Genomic DNA, 19451 nt, shown 5'->3' with positions numbered 1-19451 from the left:
CATGGCCGCCGAGCAAGCAGGCGCATCTCCCGAGGAACTCGCGCTGCGGCTGGCGCAGAGCCAGCGCGAGGCCGAGGAACTGCGCAAGGAGCTGGAGGAGACCAATCGCGGGGTGGTGGCACTCTATGGCGAGCTCGAGACGCAAGCCGAGCAACTGCGCCAGGCCAACGACCTGAAGAGCCGCTTCCTGGCCTACATGAGCCACGAGTTCCGCACGCCGATCAACTCGATGCGCAGCATCACGCGGCTGCTGCTCGATCGCATCGACGGGCCGCTGACCGAGGAACAGGAAAAGCAGGTCTCCTTCATCCAGCAGAACGCGATCGAGTTCGCCGAGATGGTCGACGACCTGCTCGACCTGGCCAAGGTGGAGGCCGGCCGCGTGGAGATCTCGCCCGGCTGGTTCGAGATGGTCGACCTGTTCTCGGCATTGCGCGGCATGTTCAAGCCGGTGCTGACCAATCCGGCGGTGAGCCTCGTGTTCCAGGAGCCGCATGACGTGCCCACGCTGTACACCGACGACCGCAAGCTGTCGCAGATCCTGCGCAACTTCATCTCCAACGCCCTGAAGTTCACGCCCAAGGGCGAAGTGCGCGTCAGCGCCCGGTTCATCGGCGAGGGCATGGTGACTTTCTCGGTCGCCGACAGCGGGATCGGCATCGCGCCCGAATTCCACCAGTCGATCTTCCAGGATTTTTCGCAGCTGCAGTCGCCCCTGCAGCGGCGCTTGCGCGGCACCGGCCTCGGCCTGTCGCTGAGCAAGAAGCTGGCGCTGCTGCTGGGCGGCACCGTGCGGCTGGACAGCGAAGCCGGCAAGGGCTCGGTGTTTTCTGTCACGATACCGGTACAGCTTCAGGGCGCCAAGCCGGAATGATCGAATCGGACGTCATCTATGCCACCATCGACCGCTCGGTCCACACAGTGCTGGTGGTGGATGACAATCCGGCGACCCGTTACTCGACGGCCCGCCTGATCCGCGCCGCCGGCTTCCGTACCATCGACGCGGGCAGCGGCGGCGAGGCCTTGGACCTGGTCGCGCAGGGCGTGTCGGCCGTGGTGCTGGACGTCCACCTGCCCGACATCGACGGCTTCGAGGTGTGCCGGATGATCCGCGCCAACCCCGCCACCACCGCGCTGCCGGTGGTGCATCTCTCGGCCGAATACATCCGCGACTCCGACCGGATCACGGGCCTCAACGCCGGGGCCGACGGCTACCTGGTGCACCCGGTGGAGCCGGCAGTTCTGGTGGCGACGCTGCAGGCGCTGATCCGCGCGCGCAATGCCGAGGACCAGATGCGCCGCAGCGAGCAGCGCTTTCGCGCCATCTACGACCAGGCGCAGAGCGGGATCGCCTTGCTCGACGAGCAGGGACGCTTCGCCGACGCCAACCCGGCCATGCTGGGCTTGCTCGGGCGCACGCGCGACGACCTGCTCGGGCGCTCGCTGGGCGAGTTCGCGCCGGCCGAATGGCGCGGCTTCGTCGCCAACCAAGTTGCGACCCCCGCGGCCGACCGGCCCCCCTGGCGCGGCGAGTTTCCGCTGGTGGGTGCCGCCGGCCGGCTGGTGCACCTGGAATGGAACATCTCCTCGCACGTCGAGCCCGGGGCCCGCATCGCGATCGCCAACGACGTGTCCGAGCGCTTCGAGCTCGAGCAGCGCCGGCGCGACGTGCTCGAACGCGAGCAGGCCGCGCGGCAAGAGGCGGAGCGCCACAGCCGCACCAAGGACGACTTCATCGCCGTGCTCTCGCACGAGCTGCGCACGCCGCTCAACGCGATCATCGGCTGGGTCCACATCCTCAAGCGGCGCGGCAGCACACCCGAAGGCGCGCGCGGGCTGGCGGCCATCGAGCGCAACGTGAAGACGCAGGCGCGCATCATCTCGGACATCCTCGATGTGTCGCGCATCAACTCGGGCAAGCTGCGGCTGGAACGCGAGTGGGCCGACCCCGCGGAACTGGTGACCAGTTCACTGGAGTCGCTGGCCGGCAGCACCGAGGAGAGGCGCATCCAGGTGGACACCGAGGTGGAGGCCGCGCATGCCCCCGCCTGGATCGACCCCGCGCGCTTCCAGCAGATCTTCTGGAACCTGATGACCAATGCCATCAAGTTCTCGCCCGAGGGCGGCCGCGTGACCGTGGCCCTCCAGCGCTACGGCGACCGGCTGGTGCTGGACGTGCAGGACTATGGCCAGGGGATCAAGAGCGCCTTCCTGCCGCACCTGTTCGACCGCTTCACGCAGAGCGACTCGCCCGGCAACCGGCGCCATGGCGGTCTCGGGCTGGGGCTGTCCATCGTCAAGCACCTGGTCGACCTGCATGGCGGCGAGGTGGCCGCCAGCAGCGGCGGCGAGGGGCAGGGCACCCGGATGCGGGTGGAGCTGCCGGCCGAGCCCACCGGCGAGCAGCTGACCGTGGAGATCGGCGACACCGAGGGTGGCCCGGAAGCGGAGTCCGAGGACAGCGACGCACTCGACGGACTCGACGTGCTGGTGATCGAGGACGACCGCGAGGCCACCGAGATGATGACGGTGGTGCTGTCCGACCGCGGCGCCCGGGTGCGCAGCGCCCCCGACTACGACGGTGCCCTGCGGGCGCTGGAGCAGGCCTGGCCCGACGTGCTGGTCAGCGACATCGGCCTGCCCGGCCACGATGGCTACGAGCTGGTGCGCCAGGTGCGGCAACTGGAAGCGGAGCGTGGCAGCCCGCACCTGCCCGTGATCGCACTCACCGCGTTCGCGCGCGACGAGGACAGGCGCAAGACGCTGGCCGCCGGCTTCGACCTGCACCTGGCCAAGCCGCTCAAGCCCCACCTGCTGCTGGAGGCCATTGCCCGCTGCTGTCGACCGGACCCGGCGGCCTGAAGGCGACCGGTTGTCGCTTGCGTTGGCGGCGCACCGTCGCCGAGGCTGGCATGCTTAAGCCTTGAGCAGTGCGGCACAAGCCGCCTGCAGCCTGCGTCGCGGCGCTGCCGGGGCCGCGATTCGGGGTTCTTTTCCACAGCGGCAGTGGATATCTCGACCGCGCTGCAGGCAGGCTTATCCCTTGACATGCGGCGGGGGGCTTGCCATTTCAGCAAAGGGCGGCAGCGGCCCCGGCCTTCCGAGGAGGTAGCCCTGCGCCTTGTCCACCGCCAGCTCGCGCAGCACGCGCAGTTCGGCGGCCGTCTCCACGCCCTCGGCCACCATGCGGCAGCCGGTCTCCTGGGCAAAGCGGATCAGCGCGGAGGCGAGCGCGCGCGAGTCCGGTCGCTGGTCGATGTGGCGGATCAGGCTGGCATCGAGCTTGATCACGTCGGGGCGCAGCTGCAGGATGTGGCGAAAGCTCGCGAAGCCGGCGCCGGCATCGTCCACGGCCAGCCTCATGCCGGCTGCGCGCAAGGGTGCGAGCTGCCGTTCCACGGCCGCATAGTCGGTCACCGAGCTGTGCTCGGTCACCTCCAGCATCAGGCGCGACAGCGGTGCGCCCTCGAACACGGAAGCGAAATCGGGCTCCAGCAGCGTCGCCGGAGACACATTGAGCGACAGGTACACACCCGGCGGAATCTGCGCGAGGCCGGCCAGCGCGAGCTGCAGCGCCGCGCGTTCCAGCACGCTTTGCACGCCGGCCGCGGCAGCATCGGAAAACCAGACGTCGGGCCCTTGCATCGGTTCGGCGCGAAAGCGTGACAGCGCCTCGTAGGCCACGAGGCGATTCGTTTCGAGGTTGAACACCGGCTGGTAGACGATCGTCAGCAGCCGCTCGCGCAGCACGCGCGCCAGCCGCTGCGCCCGCTCGGAGGCCGCGCGCTCCTGCGCCGTCTGCTGTTCCAGCACCTGCGCCATGAAGTCGGCGAACAGCCGCATGGTCGCCGCGTCGCGTGCGTTCAGCGAGTCGTCCGGCTGGCGGCGAAAGCAGCAGAAGGTGCCGTACAGCGCCCCGTCGCCAAAGCGGATCGGCACGCCGAGGTGGGCGCCGACCGGCAGATCCGCGCTGACACTGAGGCCCGCAGCCTCCGCGTTGCGGCGGGCGTCGTGCAGGACGGCGGGCAGGCGGCCGTCGACGATGCGCTGGCAGTAGGTCTGCTCCAGCGGATCGGCGCGACCTTGCAGCAGCGGACCGCCGGGGGCGGCGTCGGCCAACTGGATCACGCGCTGGCCGGCGCGGAATTCCGACAGGAAGGCCACCTCCATGTCGAAGTGCGAACGCATCGCGCGCAGGGCGTGCCGCAGCAACAGCTCGCTCGAGGCGGCTTCGCCCGGTGGCTGTGCTTCGCTCACCGCCAGCGAGCGCTGCAGCATCGCCCGGACCTCGGGCGATGTCGCCAAACCCTGTTGTTCTCCCATTACCCCCAATAGTGACTATGCAGTGTGTATACAGGGGTGAAAGATTCGCTTCAATATTTTCCGAACGTTGCAAAACGGAAGCTTTTCACGAATCAAAATTGCGTAATAGGTGGCCTCCCTAACCATGGATTCGGGGGCTTGCCGAGCATGGCTTAAGGCTGCGGCGCGGGTTCGGCTACCCCGGCACCGCAGCGATCACGGCGGCTCGTCCTTCTCGCGCAGCCACTGCAGCAGGTACGGCAACACGGAATGCGAACCGTAGCCCCAGCGCTGCCCCGCGGGATCACCGGGCTGGCTGGTCTTGCGCTGCAGCCGGGCTCGCTGCCCGCGCCGCTTGCGGAATAATGGGCCGCCTCCACAACCCGAGACCGACGACCATGCGCCTCCCTGCCTTCGCCTGCTCCCTCCTGTTCCTGGCCGCGATGACCGCCTGTGTCGCGGCGCCGGCTCCGACGAGCACCACGGTCGCGCAGGCTGCGACTGCCAGCGCGCCGACCATGGCCGCGAGCGGCACGAAGACGACCTTGCCGAGCGGCGTGGTCTTCGAATCGCTGGCGGCGGGCAGCGGCGCCTCGCCGCAGGCGACCGACACGGTCAAGGTGAACTACCGCGGCACGCTGCCCGACGGGCGCGAATTCGACAGCTCGTACAAGCGCGGCCAGCCGATCTCGTTCCCGCTCAATCGCGTGATCCCTTGCTGGACGCAGGGCGTGCAGCTGATGAAGCCAGGCGGCAAGGCGCGCCTCACCTGCCCGCCGCAGACCGCCTATGGCGAGCGCGGCGCGGGCGGCGTGATCCCGCCGAACGCGACGCTGATCTTCGAGATCGAGCTGATCTCGATCGGTGGCTGAGTTGGCGGCCGGGTGATTCCCTAATGGGGCGTGGGCGTGCCGCGCTCACAATCGCCGGCATGCTGACCCTCTACTACGCCCCGGGCACTTGTGCCCTCGCATCGCACCTCGCGCTGGAATACGCAGGCGCGCCTTACGAGACCGTGCGCCTGAACTTCAAGGAGCAGCAGCAGCGCTCCGCGGAGTACCTGAAGATCAATCCCAAGGGCCGCGTGCCGGCCCTGGTGACCGAGCGCGGCGTGCTGACCGAGACGCCCGCGCTGCTGCAGTACATCGCCCAGAGCTTTCCGCAGGCCAAGCTCGCGCCGCGGGAAGATGCCTTCCTGCTGGCGAAGATGAACGAGTTCAACAGCTACCTGTGCTCCACCGTGCACGTGAACCACGCGCACGGCGGCCGCGCAGCGCGCTGGACGGACGACGCGGCGGCCATGGAGACGATGAAGCAGAAGGTCCCGCAGACCATGGGCGAGGCTTTCGCGCTGATCGAGTCCCAGATGCTGCAGGGTCCCTGGGTGCTGGGCGAACGCTTCAGCACGAGCGATCTGTATCTCTACACGCTCACCCGCTGGTTGCAGGGCGACAGCGTCGACGTCAACCGCTTCCCGAAGGTGGCGGACCACTTCCAGCGCATGAACGCGCAGCCGCAGGTGCAGAAGGTGCTGGCGGCGCAACAGGGCTGAAGATCCGCGCGGCGGGCGCTGGCTCTCTGGATGACACCGAGGCCTCTCTGGATGTCATTGCGGGCTTGACCCGCAATCCAGTCCGGCGCTCGGTCGGGGCGCGGGCATGGATCCCGGGTCAAGCCCGGGATGACATCCGAACATCCAAGCACCCGCGCCACACTCCGCCCCACCCACCCCACAATGCTCCCTTCCCCCACAGAACGGAGCACCGATGAAAACCAGAGCCGCCGTCGCCTGGCAAGCCAAGGCCCCTCTCACCATCGAGGAAGTCGACCTCCAGGGTCCGCGCGCCGGCGAGGTGCTGGTGGAGGTCAAGGCCACCGGCATCTGCCACACCGACTGGTACACGCTGTCCGGCGCCGACCCCGAAGGCCTGTTCCCCGCCATCCTCGGCCACGAGGGCGCGGGCGTGGTGCTGGAGATCGGCAGCGGCGTCACCAGCCTCAAGCCCGGCGACCATGTGATTCCGCTCTACACGCCGGAATGCCGCCAGTGCAAGTTCTGCCTCTCGCGCAAGACCAACCTGTGCCAGGCGATCCGCTCCACGCAAGGGCGCGGCCTGATGCCCGACGGCACCTCGCGCTTTTCCATCGGCGGCAAGCCCATCCTGCATTACATGGGGACCAGCACCTTCGCCAACCACATCGTGGTCCCCGAGATCGCGCTGGCGAAGATCCATCCGCAGGCACCCTTCGACGTGGTCTGCTACATCGGCTGCGGCGTCACCACCGGCATCGGCGCGGTGATCTTCAGCGCCAAGGTGGAGGCGGGCGCCAACGTGGTGGTGTTCGGCCTGGGCGGCATCGGCCTGAACGTGATCCAGGGCGCGAAGATGGTGGGCGCCGACAAGATCATCGGCGTCGACCTCAACCCCGCGCGCGAGGCGATGGCCCGCAAGTTCGGCATGACCCACTTCGTCAACCCGAAGGGAGTGCCCAGCGTGGTCGATGCGATCGTGCAGCTCACCGACGGCGGCGCCGACTACAGCTTCGAGTGCATAGGCAACACCGACACCATGCGCCAGGCGCTCGAGTGCTGCCACAAGGGCTGGGGCCGCAGCATCATCATCGGCGTGGCGGAAGCCGGCGCGGAAATCCGCACCCGCCCCTTCCAGCTGGTCACGGGCCGCAAGTGGGAGGGCTCCGCCTTCGGCGGGGCGCGCGGTCGCACCGACGTGCCGCGCATCGTCGACTGGTACATGGAAGGCAAGATCAACATCGACGACCTGATCACGCACCGCCTCAAGCTCGAAGACATCAACACCGGTTTCGAGCTGATGAAGAAGGGCGAGTCGATCCGCTCGGTGGTGGTGTTCTGATGCAGGCGCCCGCACTCCTGTCGCGGCATGGCTGCCAGGGCGGCACGCAGTCGTTCTGGCAGCACGAGTCGACCGCGATCGGGCTGCCGATGCGCTTCGGCGTCTTCGTGCCGCCGCAGGCGACGCAGGGCCGCGTGCCCGTGCTGCTGTATCTCGCCGGGCTGACATGCAACGAGGAGACTTTCGCGATCAAGGCCGGCGCGCAGGCAGTCGCGGCACGGCTCGGCGTGATGGTGGTATCGCCGGACACGAGTCCGCGCGGCGTTGCCATTCCCGGCGCCGATGCCGACTGGGACTTCGGCATCGCCGCCGGCTTCTACCTCGATGCCACCCGCGATCCCTGGCGCCCGCATTGGCGCATGGAAAGCTGGATCGTCGACGAATTGCCGCAGCTCCTGGCCGCGCACTTTCCCGCCGACGGCGAGCGCCTGGGCATCTGCGGCCACTCGATGGGCGGGCACGGCGCATTGACGCTGGCGCTGCGGCATCCGGGGCGCTTTCGCACGGTGTCCGCGCTGGCGCCGATTGCCAACCCGACGCAGGTGCCGTGGGGCATCAAGGCCTTCACCGGCTATCTCGGCGAGGACCGCGCGGCCTGGCGGCAGCACGATGCGGTCGAACTGCTGCGCGCCGGCGGCCGCCTGCCGCCGCTGCTGGTCGACCAGGGCCTGGACGACAAGTTCCTGGCCGATCAACTGCACCCCGATGCGCTGGAATCGGTCTGCCGCGAAACGGGCCAGCCGCTCACGCTGCGCCGCCATGCCGGCTACGACCACGGCTACTACTTCGTCTCCACCTTCATCGGCGAGCACCTGCATCACCACTACAGCGGGCTGGCCTGACGCCCAGGGTCCTATGTCACAATGCCCACAGCTCCGGGGTGTACGCGACGCGTGCTGAGATCCAGACCCGTGAACTTGAACCGGTTCAGACCGGCGGAAGGAGAGCTGCAACCCTGAGCCGCGCGCGCGGTCGGGGGCGAAGCCTTCGGAGCACCCTGATTCGCTCGCGAAGGAGCCCCCTTGAACAGCACCGCCGCATTCCGGTATCCCCGTGTCCTCTCCATCGCCGGCTCCGACTCCGGCGGCGGCGCCGGCATCCAGGCCGACCTCAAGACCTTTGCCGCGCTCGGCTGCTTCGGCATGACGGCCATCACCGCACTGACCGCGCAGAACACGCTGGGCGTGCGCTCGATCCACGCGGTGCCGCTGCAGATCCTCGCGGACCAGATCGATGCGGTGGTGGAAGACATCGGCGTCGACGCCGTCAAGATCGGCATGCTGCATTCGGCCGACACGGTCCGCGCGGTCGCGGCGGCGCTCAAGCGTCATGGCCTGAAGCGGGTGGTGCTCGACCCGGTGATGATCGCCACCAGCGGCGCCAAGCTGATCGACGACGCAGCCATAGCCGTGCTGGTGCGCGAACTGTTCCCGCTGGCCGCCGTGGTCACGCCGAACCTGGACGAAGCGGCGCTGCTGGTCGGCCAGCCGCTGCGCAACGAGGCCGACATGGAAGCGGCGGCGCGCCAGTTGATCGAACGCGGGGCGCACGCGGTGCTGGTCAAGGGCGGCCATCTTGCGGGCGAGACGGTCAGCGACCTGCTGCTGCAACGCGGTGCCGCGCCAATGTGGCTGCGGGCCGAACGCATCGCGAGTCCCAACACGCACGGCACCGGCTGCACGCTCTCCAGTGCCATTGCCAGCGAGCTCGCCCTGGGCGCCGATCTGCCGCAAGCCGTGCAGCGTGCCCGCGAGTTCGTCCGCGCTGCGCTGGCCGGCGGCGCCAACGTGCGCACCGGTGCCGGCAGCGGCCCCTTGAACCACGGGGTCGCGCCGCACGCCATGCACTTGCGGCCGCTGGCATGAACCACGCATTGATCGAGAGCCTGCTTGCCTTCCTTGCGCAGGACGGCTGCAGCGATGCGGAGTTCGACGCGATGGCGCTGCGCATCTTCGCCGAGCAGCATGCGCACAACGCGGCGTTCCGGCGCTTCTGCCAGCTGCGCGGCGCCACGCCACGCACGGTGAAGAGCTGGCGCGACATTCCCGCGGTGCCGATCAACGCCTTCAAGGAAGTCACCCTGAGCTGCGCGCCGCCGGAAGAGGCGCAGCGGGTCTTCATGACCAGCGGCACCACGCGCGGCGACGTGAAGGGCCGCCACTACCATCCGACCATCGCCGTGTGGGACGCATCGTTCAAGCCCAACTTCGCGCGCCGCTTCATGCAGGGCACGCCGCGCCTGCGCATGGCCGTGCTGTTTCCGAACGAGCAGGAGCTGTCCAATTCGTCGCTGGCGCACTACCTTGCCATGGCCGTGCGGGAATTCGGCACGGCCGACAGCGCCTGGTACGTGACACTGCAAGGCATGGACAGCGCCGGCCTGCGGGACTTTCTGCGCAGCGCCCAGGCGAGCGGCGAGCCCTGCGCCGTCCTGGGTGCGAGCTACAGCTTCGTGCACTTCCTCGATGCCATGGGCGACGAGCGCTTTGCTCTCCCCGCAGGCAGCCGGATCCTCGACACCGGCGGCTACAAGGGGCAGGCGCGCGAGCTGCCGCTGGAGGATTTCTACGCGCAGCTGGCGGCCGGATTCGGCGTGCCGCGCGAGCGTTGCATCAACATGTATGGCATGACGGAGCTCAGCTCGCAGTTCTACGACGACGGCAATGCGGTCGTGCCCTCGCTCAAGTCGGGGCCGCACTGGCTGCGCTCGCGCATCGTCGATCCGCTCACGGGCCGCGAGGTGGCGCCCGGCGAGCACGGCGTGCTGGTGCATTGCGACCTGGCGAGCTTCAATTCGGTGACGACGATCCTCACCGAGGACGTGGGTGTCGCGGTGGATGGGGGCTTCCTGCTGCTCGGGCGTGCGGAAGGTGCGCAGGCGCGCGGCTGCTCGCTGGCGGTGCAGGAATTCCTGCAGGCGGCTCGCGCATGACCATGCCCTGGGCGGCCGGCCATTTGCCTGGCGTCGCGGCGCAGGAGGTGGCGTGGCACACGCTTTCCTTCGGCGCCGCGGGCGAGCGGCTGGAGGTGAACGTGCCGCTGCTGACGACAGCGCAACTGCGCGCGCTGGCCCGCCGCGTGCGTGCCGCCAGCGCGCAGCACCTGAAGACGCTCCCGGTCTCCCGGATCATCGCGATCGTCGACCGTGCCATTGCCCGCCTGCTCGATCCGCAGGACCCCGTGCGCCGCGAAGCCGAGCGCTTGTTGCCCATCGTCAGCGGCTTCGACGCCGAGATGGTGCGCCTGGGCCTCAATGGATTTGCACAAACGTTCCGGGCACCCCAGCTCCATCGCTTCGTCGCCGAGGACTTCGCCAATCCGAAGTTGCTGGATGAATTCCAGCCCGCCATGAAGGGCGGCTTCGTGCGCGCGTTCGGGCCCGACCTGCTGGTGCACAGCTGGGCCGGCAACGTGCCGGCGCTGCCACTGTGGAGCCTCGTCTGCGGCCTGCTGGTCAAGGCGGGCACGGTGGGCAAGCTGCCGAGTGCCGAGCCGGTGTTCGCGACGCTGTTTGTGAAACTGCTCGTCGAAGTGCATCCGCCGCTCGCCGATTGCCTGGCCATCGTCTGGTGGCCCGGTGGTGATGCCGCCAGCGCGGAGGCCGTGTTCGGGGAAGCCGACACGGTGCTGGCCTACGGCGGCAACGAAGCGATCGCGCAGGTGCGCGCGCAGGTGCCGGTCACCAGCCGCTTCCTCGGCTACGGCCACAAGCTCGGCTTCGGGCTGATCGCCCGCGCGGCGCTCGATGCGCAGCGCGGGCCCGCGACCGCGCGGGTAGCCGCGCACGACATCGTGCGCTACGAGCAGCAGGGCTGCTATTCGCCGCATCACTTCTACGTGGAGCGCGGTGGCCGCATGGCGCCGCGCGAGTTCGCGCTCCATCTCGCGGCCGAACTGGCCAACTTGCAGCGGCGCTTTCCGCGCCGCGCCCTGGCGCTGGAAGAGGGCGCGGCGGTCTCGGGCTGGCGGCAGTCGGCGGAACTGCAGGCGCTGGCTGGCGCCGGCTGCGAGCTGTTCGGCGCTGCCGACGCGGCGTGGACCGTGGCCTGCAGCGAACAGCCGCAGCCCCTCGCTCCCACGGGCGGTGGCCGCGGCATTCACGTGAGCGCAGTCGATGCGCTGGAGGAGGTGGTGCCGCTGCTGGCGCCGCACGCGCGCTTCCTGCAAACCGTCGGCATCGCTGCCACGCCGCAGCAACTGCATTCCCTCGCCGAAAGCCTGGGGCGCGTCGGCGTCACCCGGATCGCCGCGCTGGGCGCGATGACGGCGCCGGAAGCCGGCTGGCACCACGACGGCCGCTTCAACCTGCTGGACCTGGTGCGCATGGTGGAGATCGAGGCCAGCGCCGAACGCGCGGCCGACCGGCTCGCGCCCTACGCGCAGGAGTCGCTGCCGTGAGCCTCTTGTCGCTGCGGGGCGTGCGCTTCGCCTTTCCCGGCTGGCCGGCCACCGTCGAAGGCGTGGACCTCGAGGTGGAGCCGGGTGCCTTCCATTGCCTGGTGGGGCGCAGCGGCTGCGGCAAGACCACGCTGCTGAAACTCGCGGCAGGGCTGCTGCTGCCCAATGCCGGCGAAGTGGTGTTTCGCGGCCGGCGCGAGCAGGACATAGGCCCCGGCATCGGCTTCGTCTTCCAGTCGCCCAACCTGCTGGAGTGGCTGCGCGTGATCGACAACGTGCTGCTGCCGGTCTCGCTGCACCACCGCCCGGATGCCGAAGAACGCGCGCGGGCCGAGCAACTGCTCGAGCACCTCGGCCTGGCCGCGCAGGCGCAGAAATATCCGCGGCAGCTCTCGGGCGGCCAGCAGAGCCGGGTCGCGTTGGCGCGCGCGCTGATCCTGCGGCCGGCGCTGCTGCTGCTGGACGAACCCTTCGCCGCCCTCGATGCGATCACCCGCGAGGAGCTGCAGTGCGACCTGCTCGCGATGAGCCGCACGCGCGGCACGGGGGTGCTGTTCGTCACGCACGACATCGCCGAGGCGGTGTTCCTGGCCGACCGCATCGACGTCGTCGATGCCGGCCGCATCGCGCAGGAGATCGCGATCGCGCTGCCGCAGCGTTCGACCGGCGTGCGCTACAGCGCGGGCTTCGCCGAATACTGCACCCAGGTCCGCGCGGCCCTGCATCTGGAGGCGCTTGCCGCATGAAGTACACGAGCGCTCGCGAACGCGCCGGCGCGCTGCTGCTGGTGACGCTGCTGCTGCTGGCGTGGGAGGGTGCGTGTCGCGCATTGCGCGTCTCGGCGCTGGTGCTGCCGCCGCCCTCGGCGATTGCCCGATCGCTTTGGCAGGGGCTCGCCAGCGGCTACTTCTGGCCGCACCTGCGCGCCACCGCCATCGAGCTGCTGCTGGGCGTGCTGGCCGGTTGCGCGATCGGCTTTGCCACGGGCATCGCGCTGGCGGAACACCCGCTGCTGCGGCGCCTGGCGATGCCCTACGTGGTGGCCAGCCAGGTGATTCCCAAGCTGGCACTGATGCCGCTCTTCGTGCTGTGGTTCGGCTTCGGCATGACCTCGACCGTCGTCATCACCGCGCTGATCTGCTTCTTCCCGCTGATGGAGAACACGCTGACTGCGCTGCAGCAGGTCGCGCCCGAGCGGCTCGAGCTCTTTCGCATGCTCGGCGCCACGCGCACGCAGACGCTCTGGCGCCTGAAGCTGCCCTCCGGGCTGCCCGCCATCCTGGCCGGCTTGCGCGTCGCCGTGGTGCTGGCGCTGGTCGGCGCGGTGGTCGGCGAATTCATAGGCGCCAGCCGCGGGCTCGGCGCATTGGTCATCGCATCCCAAGGCACCATGGACACTTCGCTGATGTTCGCGGTGCTGGTGCTGATCGCCGGTCTGGGCATGCTCGCCTACCAGGCCACGCTGCTGCTGGAACGCTGGCTGCTGCTGCCCTTCACCCGTACCCACTGAGAGGATCGCCATGTTCACCCTCCATCGACGCCAGTTGCTCGCCGCGCTGGCAGTTGCGCCCTTTGCTGCGAGCGCGGCCGGCCTCGAGAAATTCACCGTGGCCGGCTGGAGCAAGCCGATCACCGAGATCACGCCCTTGCTGGTCGACGAGGACAAGGGCTTCTACCGGGCGCAGGGCCTGGCGCTGGAGTACGTGCCGGGCGCCGGCAGCGCCGATGCGCTCCGCAACATCCTGAGCGGCCAGGCCGACGTCGCCTTCTGCGATCCCGGCACCTTGTTCGCGGCGCTCGACAAGGGCGAGCCGCTGCGCGCCATCTACGACATCTATCCGCAGAACGTCTTCAACGTGGTCTCGCTCAAGGGCAGCGAGATCACCAAGCCCGCCGACCTCAAGGGCAAGAAGGTGGGCGTGTACAGCCTGGCCAGCGGCACGCGGCAGGCCTTGCAGGTGCTGCTGCACACGGCCGGCCTGGCCGAATCGGACGTCACCGTGATGGTCACCGGCGTGCTCAATTTCGCGCCGCTGATGCAAGGGCAGGTGGATGCGACGGCGGCCACCGACACGGGCCTGCTGATCGGCCAACGCCGCGGCCTGCCGGATGTGAACGTGATCGAGGTGGGCAAGTACCTGCCGGTCTCGAGCGACCTGTTCGTGGTGCGCGAGGAGACCTATCGGACCAAGCGCGCCCTGCTGCAGCGTTTCTTGCGCGCTTACGCGGACGCCGCAGCCTGGATGATGCGGTACCCCGACGAGGCCGCGCAGCTCGCGGCCAAGCGAGCCATCGACGGCACCGATCCCGGCCTGAACCTGGGCATCGTCAAGCTGCGCAATGCGGCCAGCGTGTCCGAACTCACGCGCCGCAACGGCCTGGGCAGCATGGACGTGGCCTCGCTGCAGGCGGCCGCGGATGCGTATAGCAAGCTCGGGCTGATTTCCAAGCCGCTCGACGTGCGCAAGGTGGTCAGCCCCGACCTGCTGCCCGGGCGCAAGGGAGAACCCGGATGAACTTTGCCGGGCAGGTCGTCCTGGTCACGGGCGCCAGCCGTGGCATAGGCGCGGCCATCGCGCGTGCTTTCGCGGCGGAGCAGGCGCTGGTTGCGGTCAACTACCTGCGCAACGCCGATGCGGCGGAGCAGGTGGTGCGGCAGTGCCGCGAGGCGGGCGGCGATGCCTTCGCGGTGCAGGCCGATGTCACGCAGCCGCGAGCGGCCGCCGCGCTGGTCGAACGCGTGATCGAGGAGGCCGGGCGCCTCGACGTTCTCGTGAACAACGCGTTCCGGCCCTATGCCTTCGACCCCGAGCAGCGTGCCACTTTCAGCGAACTGGCCTGGTCCGATTACCAGGCGCAGTTCGAGGGCTCGGTGGGCGCGGCCTTCCACGTGTGCCAGGCGGCGCTGCCGCACTTCCGCCGGCGCGCGCAGGGCAGCATCATCAACCTGGTGAGCGACCTGGTGGAGCAGCCCGTGGTGCCGTATCACGACTACGCGACCGCCAAGTCGGCCCTGGTGGGCTTCAGCCGCAACCTGGCCAGCGAACTCGGGCCACTGGGCGTGCGCGTGAACTGCGTCGCGCCCGGGCTGGTCCATCCCACCGCGGGCAGCGCCGGCACGCGCGCGCAGTTCCGCGAGGGGCTGATGGCGGCGACGCCGCTGCGGCGGCTGGCGCGGCCCGAGGATGTGGCGGGCCCGGTGCTGTTCCTCGCCTCGCCGTGGAGCGGTTTCATCACCGGACAGGTCTTGCTGGTGGATGGTGGATTGGTGATGCGATGAACGACGACGATCTGGTGATCGGCAGCCTGGCCGCCTTGCAGGCCCGCGCGGGCATTGCCGGCGAGGCGCCTGCAGTGGCGCGGGCGTTGCGCGCATCGGGCGCACGGGCGGTCTGTGTAGTCGATGTCCGGGACGGCCTGGACTGGCTGGACACGGTGCATGCGAGCGGCTGGCTGGGCGGCGTGCCGCAGGAGGCGGACGCCTTGCGACTCGCGGTGCAGCAGGGGCTGGCGCGCGGGTTCGTGGCAGCCGATGCTTTCGTCGTCGCGAAGATGGCGGACCCGCATCGGCTGCCACCCTTCTCCTGGGGCGAGGAACAGCCCGCCTCGCCGACGCCGGCCACGGCAGCGCGCCGCCTCGACCTCTACGCCATCGTCGACAGCGCAGAGCGCCTGCGCCAGGTGTTGGCGGCCGGCGTGCGCACGGTGCAGTTGCGCATCAAGAAGCCGGCCGCGCCCGATGCGGGCTGGCACGCGTTGTTGCGCGACGAGGTGCAGCAAGCCATCGCCGACAGCAATGCGGCCGGCGCCGAACTGTTCGTCAACGACCACTGGCAACTCGCGCACGAACTCGGCGCCTGCGGCGTCCACCTCGGGCAGGAAGACCTGCTGGCCCTGGGCGCCGGCGGCCGTGCGCAGCTGCGCGCCAGTGGCATGGCGCTTGGCATCAGCTCGCACAGTCTCTGGGAGCTTGCACGGGCCCGCACGCTGGCGCCGCGCTATATCGCCTGCGGACCGGTGTGGCCGACGCTGACCAAGGACATGCCCTGGCTGCCCCAGGGCCTGGACAACCTCGCGTGGTGGTGCCGCGCGGCGGGTGCGCCCGTCACGGCGATCGGCGGCATCCTCGGGCCGGCGGAGGTCGAAGCAGCCGCGCGCAGCGGCGCCGATGGGGTGTGCATCGTCCGCGGCCTGGGTGAGGATCCACGTTTGACCCTGCCGGCCTTCGAGGCCGCACTGGCCGCGGGCCGCGCGCAGCCGCAACTGCCGCCGCCGCAGTGGCCGCATCCCAGTCTTGCAGGATAAGACCGTGACCAAGCACTGGCGCCTCGTGTTGGCGGTGTTCTGCCTGCTGGTCTTCCTGCTGCTGGCAGCCCAGGTGGTGCTGCACGGTCCGATCGTCGATGTGGATCGCGCCATCAGCTTCTGGTGGGCGGCGCATCGCCGGCCCTGGTTGACCGGGGCCATGGTGCTGGTGAGCACGGTGCACGAGACGCTGCCCGTGCTGGGCGCGACCGCCATCCTCATGCTGTGGCGCGCGCGTGAGCGTGACTGGCCCGCGGTGCGTGCCCTGCTCGTCGTGCCGGCGGGCATGCTGCTGAACGTGGCGATCAAGGAGAGCTTTCGCCGGCCACGGCCGGTGTTCGACGTGCCCCTGGTCCACCTGCCCACCTACAGTTTTCCCAGCGGCCACGCAGTGGCTTCGACGGTGTTCTGGGGCATGGTCTGCGTGCTGGTGTTCCATCGCACGCGCTCGCATCCGTTGCGGGCGCTCGCCGTGACCGCCACTGTGGTTATGGTCCCGCTAGTGGCCTTCAGCCGCGTGTACCTGGGCGCGCATTTCCTCAGCGACGTGATCGCCGGCATCGCGCTCGGCACGCTCTACGTGCTGCTGTTCTGCCGCCGGCTGCGGCCCATCACGCCCTTGCTGCCATGACTGCATCGCCCGATTTGCTGATCCGCGCTGCCCGCGCCGAAGACGCGGACACCATCGCTGCCTTCAATGCCGCCATGGCCTGGGAGACCGAGGGCAAGCGCCTGCTGCCGGAGGTGCTGGGCGCCGGCGTGCGCAGGCTGATGGCCGAGCCGGCGCTCGGCTTTTATCTCGTCGCGGAAGTCCGGGGCGAGGTGGTCGGCTGCCTCATGGTCACCACCGAATGGAGCGACTGGCGCAACGGCCGCTTCTGGTGGATCCAGAGCGTGTACGTGCCGGCCGCGTGGCGCCGGCGCGGCGTGTTTCGCGCGCTGTACGCGCACGTCACCAGCAGCGCCGTGCGCGAGCCCGATGTGTGCGGCGTGCGCCTCTACGTCGAGCGCGAAAACGCGGTGGCGCAATCGACCTACCGCAACCTGGGCATGAGCGAGACCGACTACCTGCTGTTCGAGCAGCTCAAGCCCGGCATCGTCTGGCTGCGACGAGAGGGCGACGATCAGCCATCGAGCTCGGGGTAACGGCGGAAGATGCCCTGCTCGTTGAAGGGCAGGCGCCGCTCGCTGGCCAGGTAGGCGGCCAGCCGGCGTTGCCGCGGCACGCCGGCATGCAGCGCCGCCACCAGCGGGGTCTTGCGCAGCACGCGCTTCATGGCCTTGGGCAGCGCGTACAGCAGGCCGTCGACCACCTGGAACAGCGACAGGTCGGCATAGGTGAGGCGGCCGCCGACCATGCGTGGCACCTCGCGTTCCCCGTTGCCGCGGTTGCGCGCGAGCACGGCCTCGCACCAGTTCAGGAATTTCGGCAGGCGGTTGGCGCGGAAATCGCCGGCGCGGCGCAGCGCCTCGGGCTTCTGGTCCTCGTAGTAGAGGCCGCTGCCGATCGGGTGGTGCAGGTCGTGGACCTCGGTGACCAGGTCGGCGAGGGTCAGCTGGATCTGGTGCACCCAGAGGCGGTCGGCCTCGCTCGCGGGCACCAGTTGCAGCCTGGGACCGAGGTAGAGCAGGATCGCCGCGGTCTGGCCGATCACGCGCTTGCCGTCCACGAGGAAGGGACAGGCAAACGGTGGCCGGGCGAGCGCCGGGTCCGTCATGAAGCGCTGCATGGCGGCCACGCCGCCTTCGCCCCGTGCGACGTCGACGTAGTCCGCGCCCGCCGCTTCCAGCGCCAGCCGGACGAATTCGCCGCGACCCGGAATGCCGGGCCAGTAGTGCAGTTGATAGGGCATCGGACTCCTCAGCGGCGCCGCAGCAGCGGGTACACGAACCAGAACCAGGTGAAGGCTGCCAATGCCAGGATGGCAGCGACCGTGGCGAGGCGCGCATCGTCCAGTGCTGCCAGGCAGACGACGTAGATGTCCAGCGCCAGGCTCAGCATCAAGGGCGCCATGCCCCCGGAGATGAAACGCGAAGACAGCTTGATCATGTGGCGCGAGACCTGGCCGCCGTGCGCGATGCGGTGGTAGGCCGCGGGCGCCAGCAGCAGGGCGATCGACAAGGCCAGCAGACCGAGGCCGGCCAGGTAGCAGGTCACGCCGGAAGTCGGCAGGTCCTCGAAGCGCTGGTTGAACACGGCCATGGTCTGGAACCCGAACAGCGCCTGCGCGCCGGGGATCACCATGCGCGCCTCGCTGAGGATGTTGCTCATCTCCTCCTTGAGCGACTCCCGTTCCACCGCTTGCTGGTCCATGCTTGCTTTCGGCTGCGTCTCCAGCGCACCAGCATAAGCGCAGGCATCCCGTAAGATCGTCGGACAACAAGCAATACAAGGAGTACGGCCATGAACGGAGCCCGCAGTCTGGTCGACACGCTGTATGCCGCGGGCGTCGATACCTGCTTCGCCAATCCCGGTACGAGCGAGATGCACTTCGTCGCCGCGCTGGACCAGAGCGCCGCGCTGCGTTGCGTGCTGGGCCTGCAGGAGAACGTGGTGACCGGGATGGCCGACGGCTATTACCGCATCGCGGGCAAGCCGGCCTGCACGCTGCTGCACTGCGGCCCGGGACTCGCCAACGGCCTGGGCAACCTGCACAACGCGCGGCGCGCCCGCAGCGGCATCGTCAACATCGTCGGCGACCAGGCCACCTGGCATCGTCCGTACGACGCGCCGCTGACGGCCGACACCGAAGGACTCGCGCGCACCGTCTCCGCCTGGGTGCGCACCAGCACGCAAGCCGCCGACGTGGGCCGCGATGCGGCCGCGGCCGTGCAGGCGGCGCGCGGCTATCCCGGCCAGATCGCCACGCTGATCCTGCCGTCGAATGCATCGTGGGACGAAGGCGGAGTGGTCGCGCAGCCGCTGCCGGCGCTGGCGCCGCCGGCCGTAGACGGTTCGGCGGTCGAGCGCGCCGCGCGTGTGCTGCGCACGGGCCGCAACGTGCTGGTGCTGCTGGCCGGCCACGCGGTGCACGCGCAGGCGCAGGGCCTGGCCTGGCGCATCGCCAAGGCGACCGGCGCGACGCTGATGGCGGACTTCGTCAACGCGCACGTGCAGCGCGGCCGCGGTCGGCTGCAGCTGGAACGCGTGCCCTACAACATGGAGCAGGCGATCGCCGCGCTGCGCCGCTTCGAGCACATCGTGCTGGTCAACGCGAAGGCGCCGGTGGGCTTCTTCGGCTATCCCGGCCAGCCCTCGATCCAGTACTCGCCCGAGGCGCAGCTGCACGTGCTCTCGCGCCCCGAGCAGGACCCGGTGGCGGCCTTGCGCGCGCTGGTCGAGGCGCTGGACGCGCCCGAGGCCGCGATCCCCGATCCCGGTCCGCGCCCGGAGGCGGCCAGTGGCGCGCCGACGCCGGAGAAGCTTTCGCAGACCGTGGCGGCGCTGATGCCGGAACACGCCATCGTGTCCGACGAGAGCGTGTCCTATGGCCGCGGCTTCTATCGCCACTCGCACGCGGCGCCGCCGCACGACTGGCTGCACCTGGCCGGCGGTGCCATCGGCGACGGCAT

The 19451-nt window shown here is 69.6% G+C and carries 20 protein-coding genes and 1 riboswitch; of the genes, 17 read left to right on the top strand and 3 right to left on the bottom strand.

The window, feature by feature from the left end; genetic code table 11:
* Nucleotide 1: 1 nt before the first annotated feature.
* Together JWP60_RS04985 and JWP60_RS04980 are read left to right on the top strand one after the other, a co-directional pair.
* Nucleotides 2-874 carry an ATP-binding protein gene (locus JWP60_RS04985; protein WP_299787175.1) on the top strand — a complete coding sequence of 291 codons (873 nt, stop codon included), beginning with the start codon at nt 2-4 and terminating at the stop codon, nt 872-874.
* Complete coding sequence (locus tag JWP60_RS04980; RefSeq protein WP_299787172.1) at nt 871-2862, top strand: response regulator; 1992 nt, start codon at nt 871-873, stop codon at nt 2860-2862. Before JWP60_RS04985 ends, JWP60_RS04980 begins: the two co-directional genes overlap by 4 nt.
* A 174-nt stretch (nt 2863-3036) precedes the next feature.
* On the opposite strand, the gene JWP60_RS04975 is transcribed toward JWP60_RS04980, so the two are convergent.
* Nucleotides 3037-4323, bottom strand: a complete 1287-nt coding sequence (locus JWP60_RS04975) for an EAL domain-containing protein (RefSeq protein ID WP_299787170.1) — start codon at nt 4321-4323, stop codon at nt 3037-3039.
* A 497-nt stretch (nt 4324-4820) separates the two neighbouring features.
* On the opposite strand from JWP60_RS04975, the gene JWP60_RS04970 reads away from it, so the two are divergent.
* From JWP60_RS04970 to JWP60_RS04905, 14 genes are all read left to right on the top strand, one after another.
* A complete protein-coding gene (locus JWP60_RS04970) occupies nt 4821-5174 on the top strand; it encodes an FKBP-type peptidyl-prolyl cis-trans isomerase (RefSeq protein WP_299787215.1) in 354 nt (117 codons plus the stop codon).
* Between the two features lie 59 nt (nt 5175-5233).
* Complete coding sequence (locus JWP60_RS04965) at nt 5234-5854, top strand: glutathione S-transferase family protein (protein WP_299787167.1); 621 nt, start codon at nt 5234-5236, stop codon at nt 5852-5854.
* Nucleotides 5855-6068: 214 nt separating this feature from the next.
* Nucleotides 6069-7175: an S-(hydroxymethyl)glutathione dehydrogenase/class III alcohol dehydrogenase gene (locus JWP60_RS04960; protein ID WP_299787164.1), complete on the top strand. Its 1107-nt coding sequence runs from the start codon at nt 6069-6071 to the stop codon at nt 7173-7175.
* A complete protein-coding gene (fghA, locus tag JWP60_RS04955) occupies nt 7175-8017 on the top strand; it encodes an S-formylglutathione hydrolase (RefSeq protein WP_299787161.1) in 843 nt (280 codons plus the stop codon). The genes JWP60_RS04960 and fghA overlap by 1 nt, the downstream gene beginning before the upstream one ends.
* A 24-nt stretch (nt 8018-8041) precedes the next feature.
* A riboswitch (TPP riboswitch) is annotated at nt 8042-8136 on the top strand.
* A 61-nt stretch (nt 8137-8197) separates the two neighbouring features.
* Nucleotides 8198-9040, top strand: a complete 843-nt coding sequence (gene thiD, locus JWP60_RS04950) for a bifunctional hydroxymethylpyrimidine kinase/phosphomethylpyrimidine kinase (RefSeq protein WP_299787158.1) — start codon at nt 8198-8200, stop codon at nt 9038-9040.
* Nucleotides 9037-10107 (top strand): long-chain fatty acid--CoA ligase, encoded by a 1071-nt coding sequence (locus JWP60_RS04945; RefSeq protein WP_299787155.1) that lies wholly within the window; start codon nt 9037-9039, stop codon nt 10105-10107. Before thiD ends, JWP60_RS04945 begins: the two co-directional genes overlap by 4 nt.
* Nucleotides 10104-11573, top strand: coding sequence for an acyl-CoA reductase (locus tag JWP60_RS04940; RefSeq protein ID WP_299787152.1), 1470 nt, complete (start codon nt 10104-10106; stop codon nt 11571-11573). Before JWP60_RS04945 ends, JWP60_RS04940 begins: the two co-directional genes overlap by 4 nt.
* Complete coding sequence (locus JWP60_RS04935) at nt 11570-12319, top strand: ABC transporter ATP-binding protein (RefSeq protein WP_299787149.1); 750 nt, start codon at nt 11570-11572, stop codon at nt 12317-12319. The genes JWP60_RS04940 and JWP60_RS04935 overlap by 4 nt, the downstream gene beginning before the upstream one ends.
* Nucleotides 12316-13083, top strand: coding sequence for an ABC transporter permease (locus tag JWP60_RS04930; protein ID WP_299787146.1), 768 nt, complete (start codon nt 12316-12318; stop codon nt 13081-13083). Before JWP60_RS04935 ends, JWP60_RS04930 begins: the two co-directional genes overlap by 4 nt.
* Nucleotides 13084-13093: 10 nt before the next feature.
* Nucleotides 13094-14089: an ABC transporter substrate-binding protein gene (locus tag JWP60_RS04925; RefSeq protein ID WP_299787143.1), complete on the top strand. Its 996-nt coding sequence runs from the start codon at nt 13094-13096 to the stop codon at nt 14087-14089.
* Nucleotides 14086-14853, top strand: a complete 768-nt coding sequence (locus tag JWP60_RS04920; protein WP_299787140.1) for an SDR family oxidoreductase — start codon at nt 14086-14088, stop codon at nt 14851-14853. The genes JWP60_RS04925 and JWP60_RS04920 overlap by 4 nt, the downstream gene beginning before the upstream one ends.
* On the top strand, nt 14850-15878 hold the full coding sequence (locus JWP60_RS04915; protein WP_299787137.1) for a thiamine phosphate synthase: 1029 nt from the start codon (nt 14850-14852) through the stop codon (nt 15876-15878). The genes JWP60_RS04920 and JWP60_RS04915 overlap by 4 nt, the downstream gene beginning before the upstream one ends.
* A 4-nt stretch (nt 15879-15882) precedes the next feature.
* Nucleotides 15883-16509: a phosphatase PAP2 family protein gene (locus tag JWP60_RS04910; RefSeq protein ID WP_299787134.1), complete on the top strand. Its 627-nt coding sequence runs from the start codon at nt 15883-15885 to the stop codon at nt 16507-16509.
* The gene (locus JWP60_RS04905; RefSeq protein ID WP_299787131.1) at nt 16506-17024 is read left to right on the top strand and encodes a GNAT family N-acetyltransferase; all 519 of its coding nucleotides are present in this window, start codon (nt 16506-16508) and stop codon (nt 17022-17024) included. Before JWP60_RS04910 ends, JWP60_RS04905 begins: the two co-directional genes overlap by 4 nt.
* Here the strand turns inward: JWP60_RS04905 and JWP60_RS04900 are convergent.
* Both JWP60_RS04900 and JWP60_RS04895 read right to left on the bottom strand, forming a co-directional pair.
* Entirely contained in the window at nt 17003-17731 is a 729-nt protein-coding gene (locus tag JWP60_RS04900) for a glutathione S-transferase (RefSeq protein ID WP_299787128.1), read from the bottom strand. The two genes, JWP60_RS04905 and JWP60_RS04900, sit on opposite strands and share 22 nt — an antisense overlap.
* Nucleotides 17732-17739: 8 nt before the next feature.
* Nucleotides 17740-18192, bottom strand: a complete 453-nt coding sequence (locus JWP60_RS04895) for a DUF6328 family protein (protein WP_299787125.1) — start codon at nt 18190-18192, stop codon at nt 17740-17742.
* Between the two features lie 90 nt (nt 18193-18282).
* On the opposite strand from JWP60_RS04895, the gene JWP60_RS04890 reads away from it, so the two are divergent.
* A partial coding sequence (locus JWP60_RS04890; RefSeq protein WP_299787122.1) for an acetolactate synthase large subunit occupies nt 18283-19451 on the top strand: 1169 nt, incomplete at its 3' end.

The organism is Ramlibacter sp. (assembly GCF_028291745.1).
In the GTDB taxonomy this organism is placed as follows: Bacteria; Pseudomonadota; Gammaproteobacteria; order Burkholderiales; family Burkholderiaceae_C; genus Ramlibacter.
The sequence above is the reverse complement of the archived record's forward strand: the minus strand, read 5'-3'. Positions and strand labels throughout refer to the sequence as shown.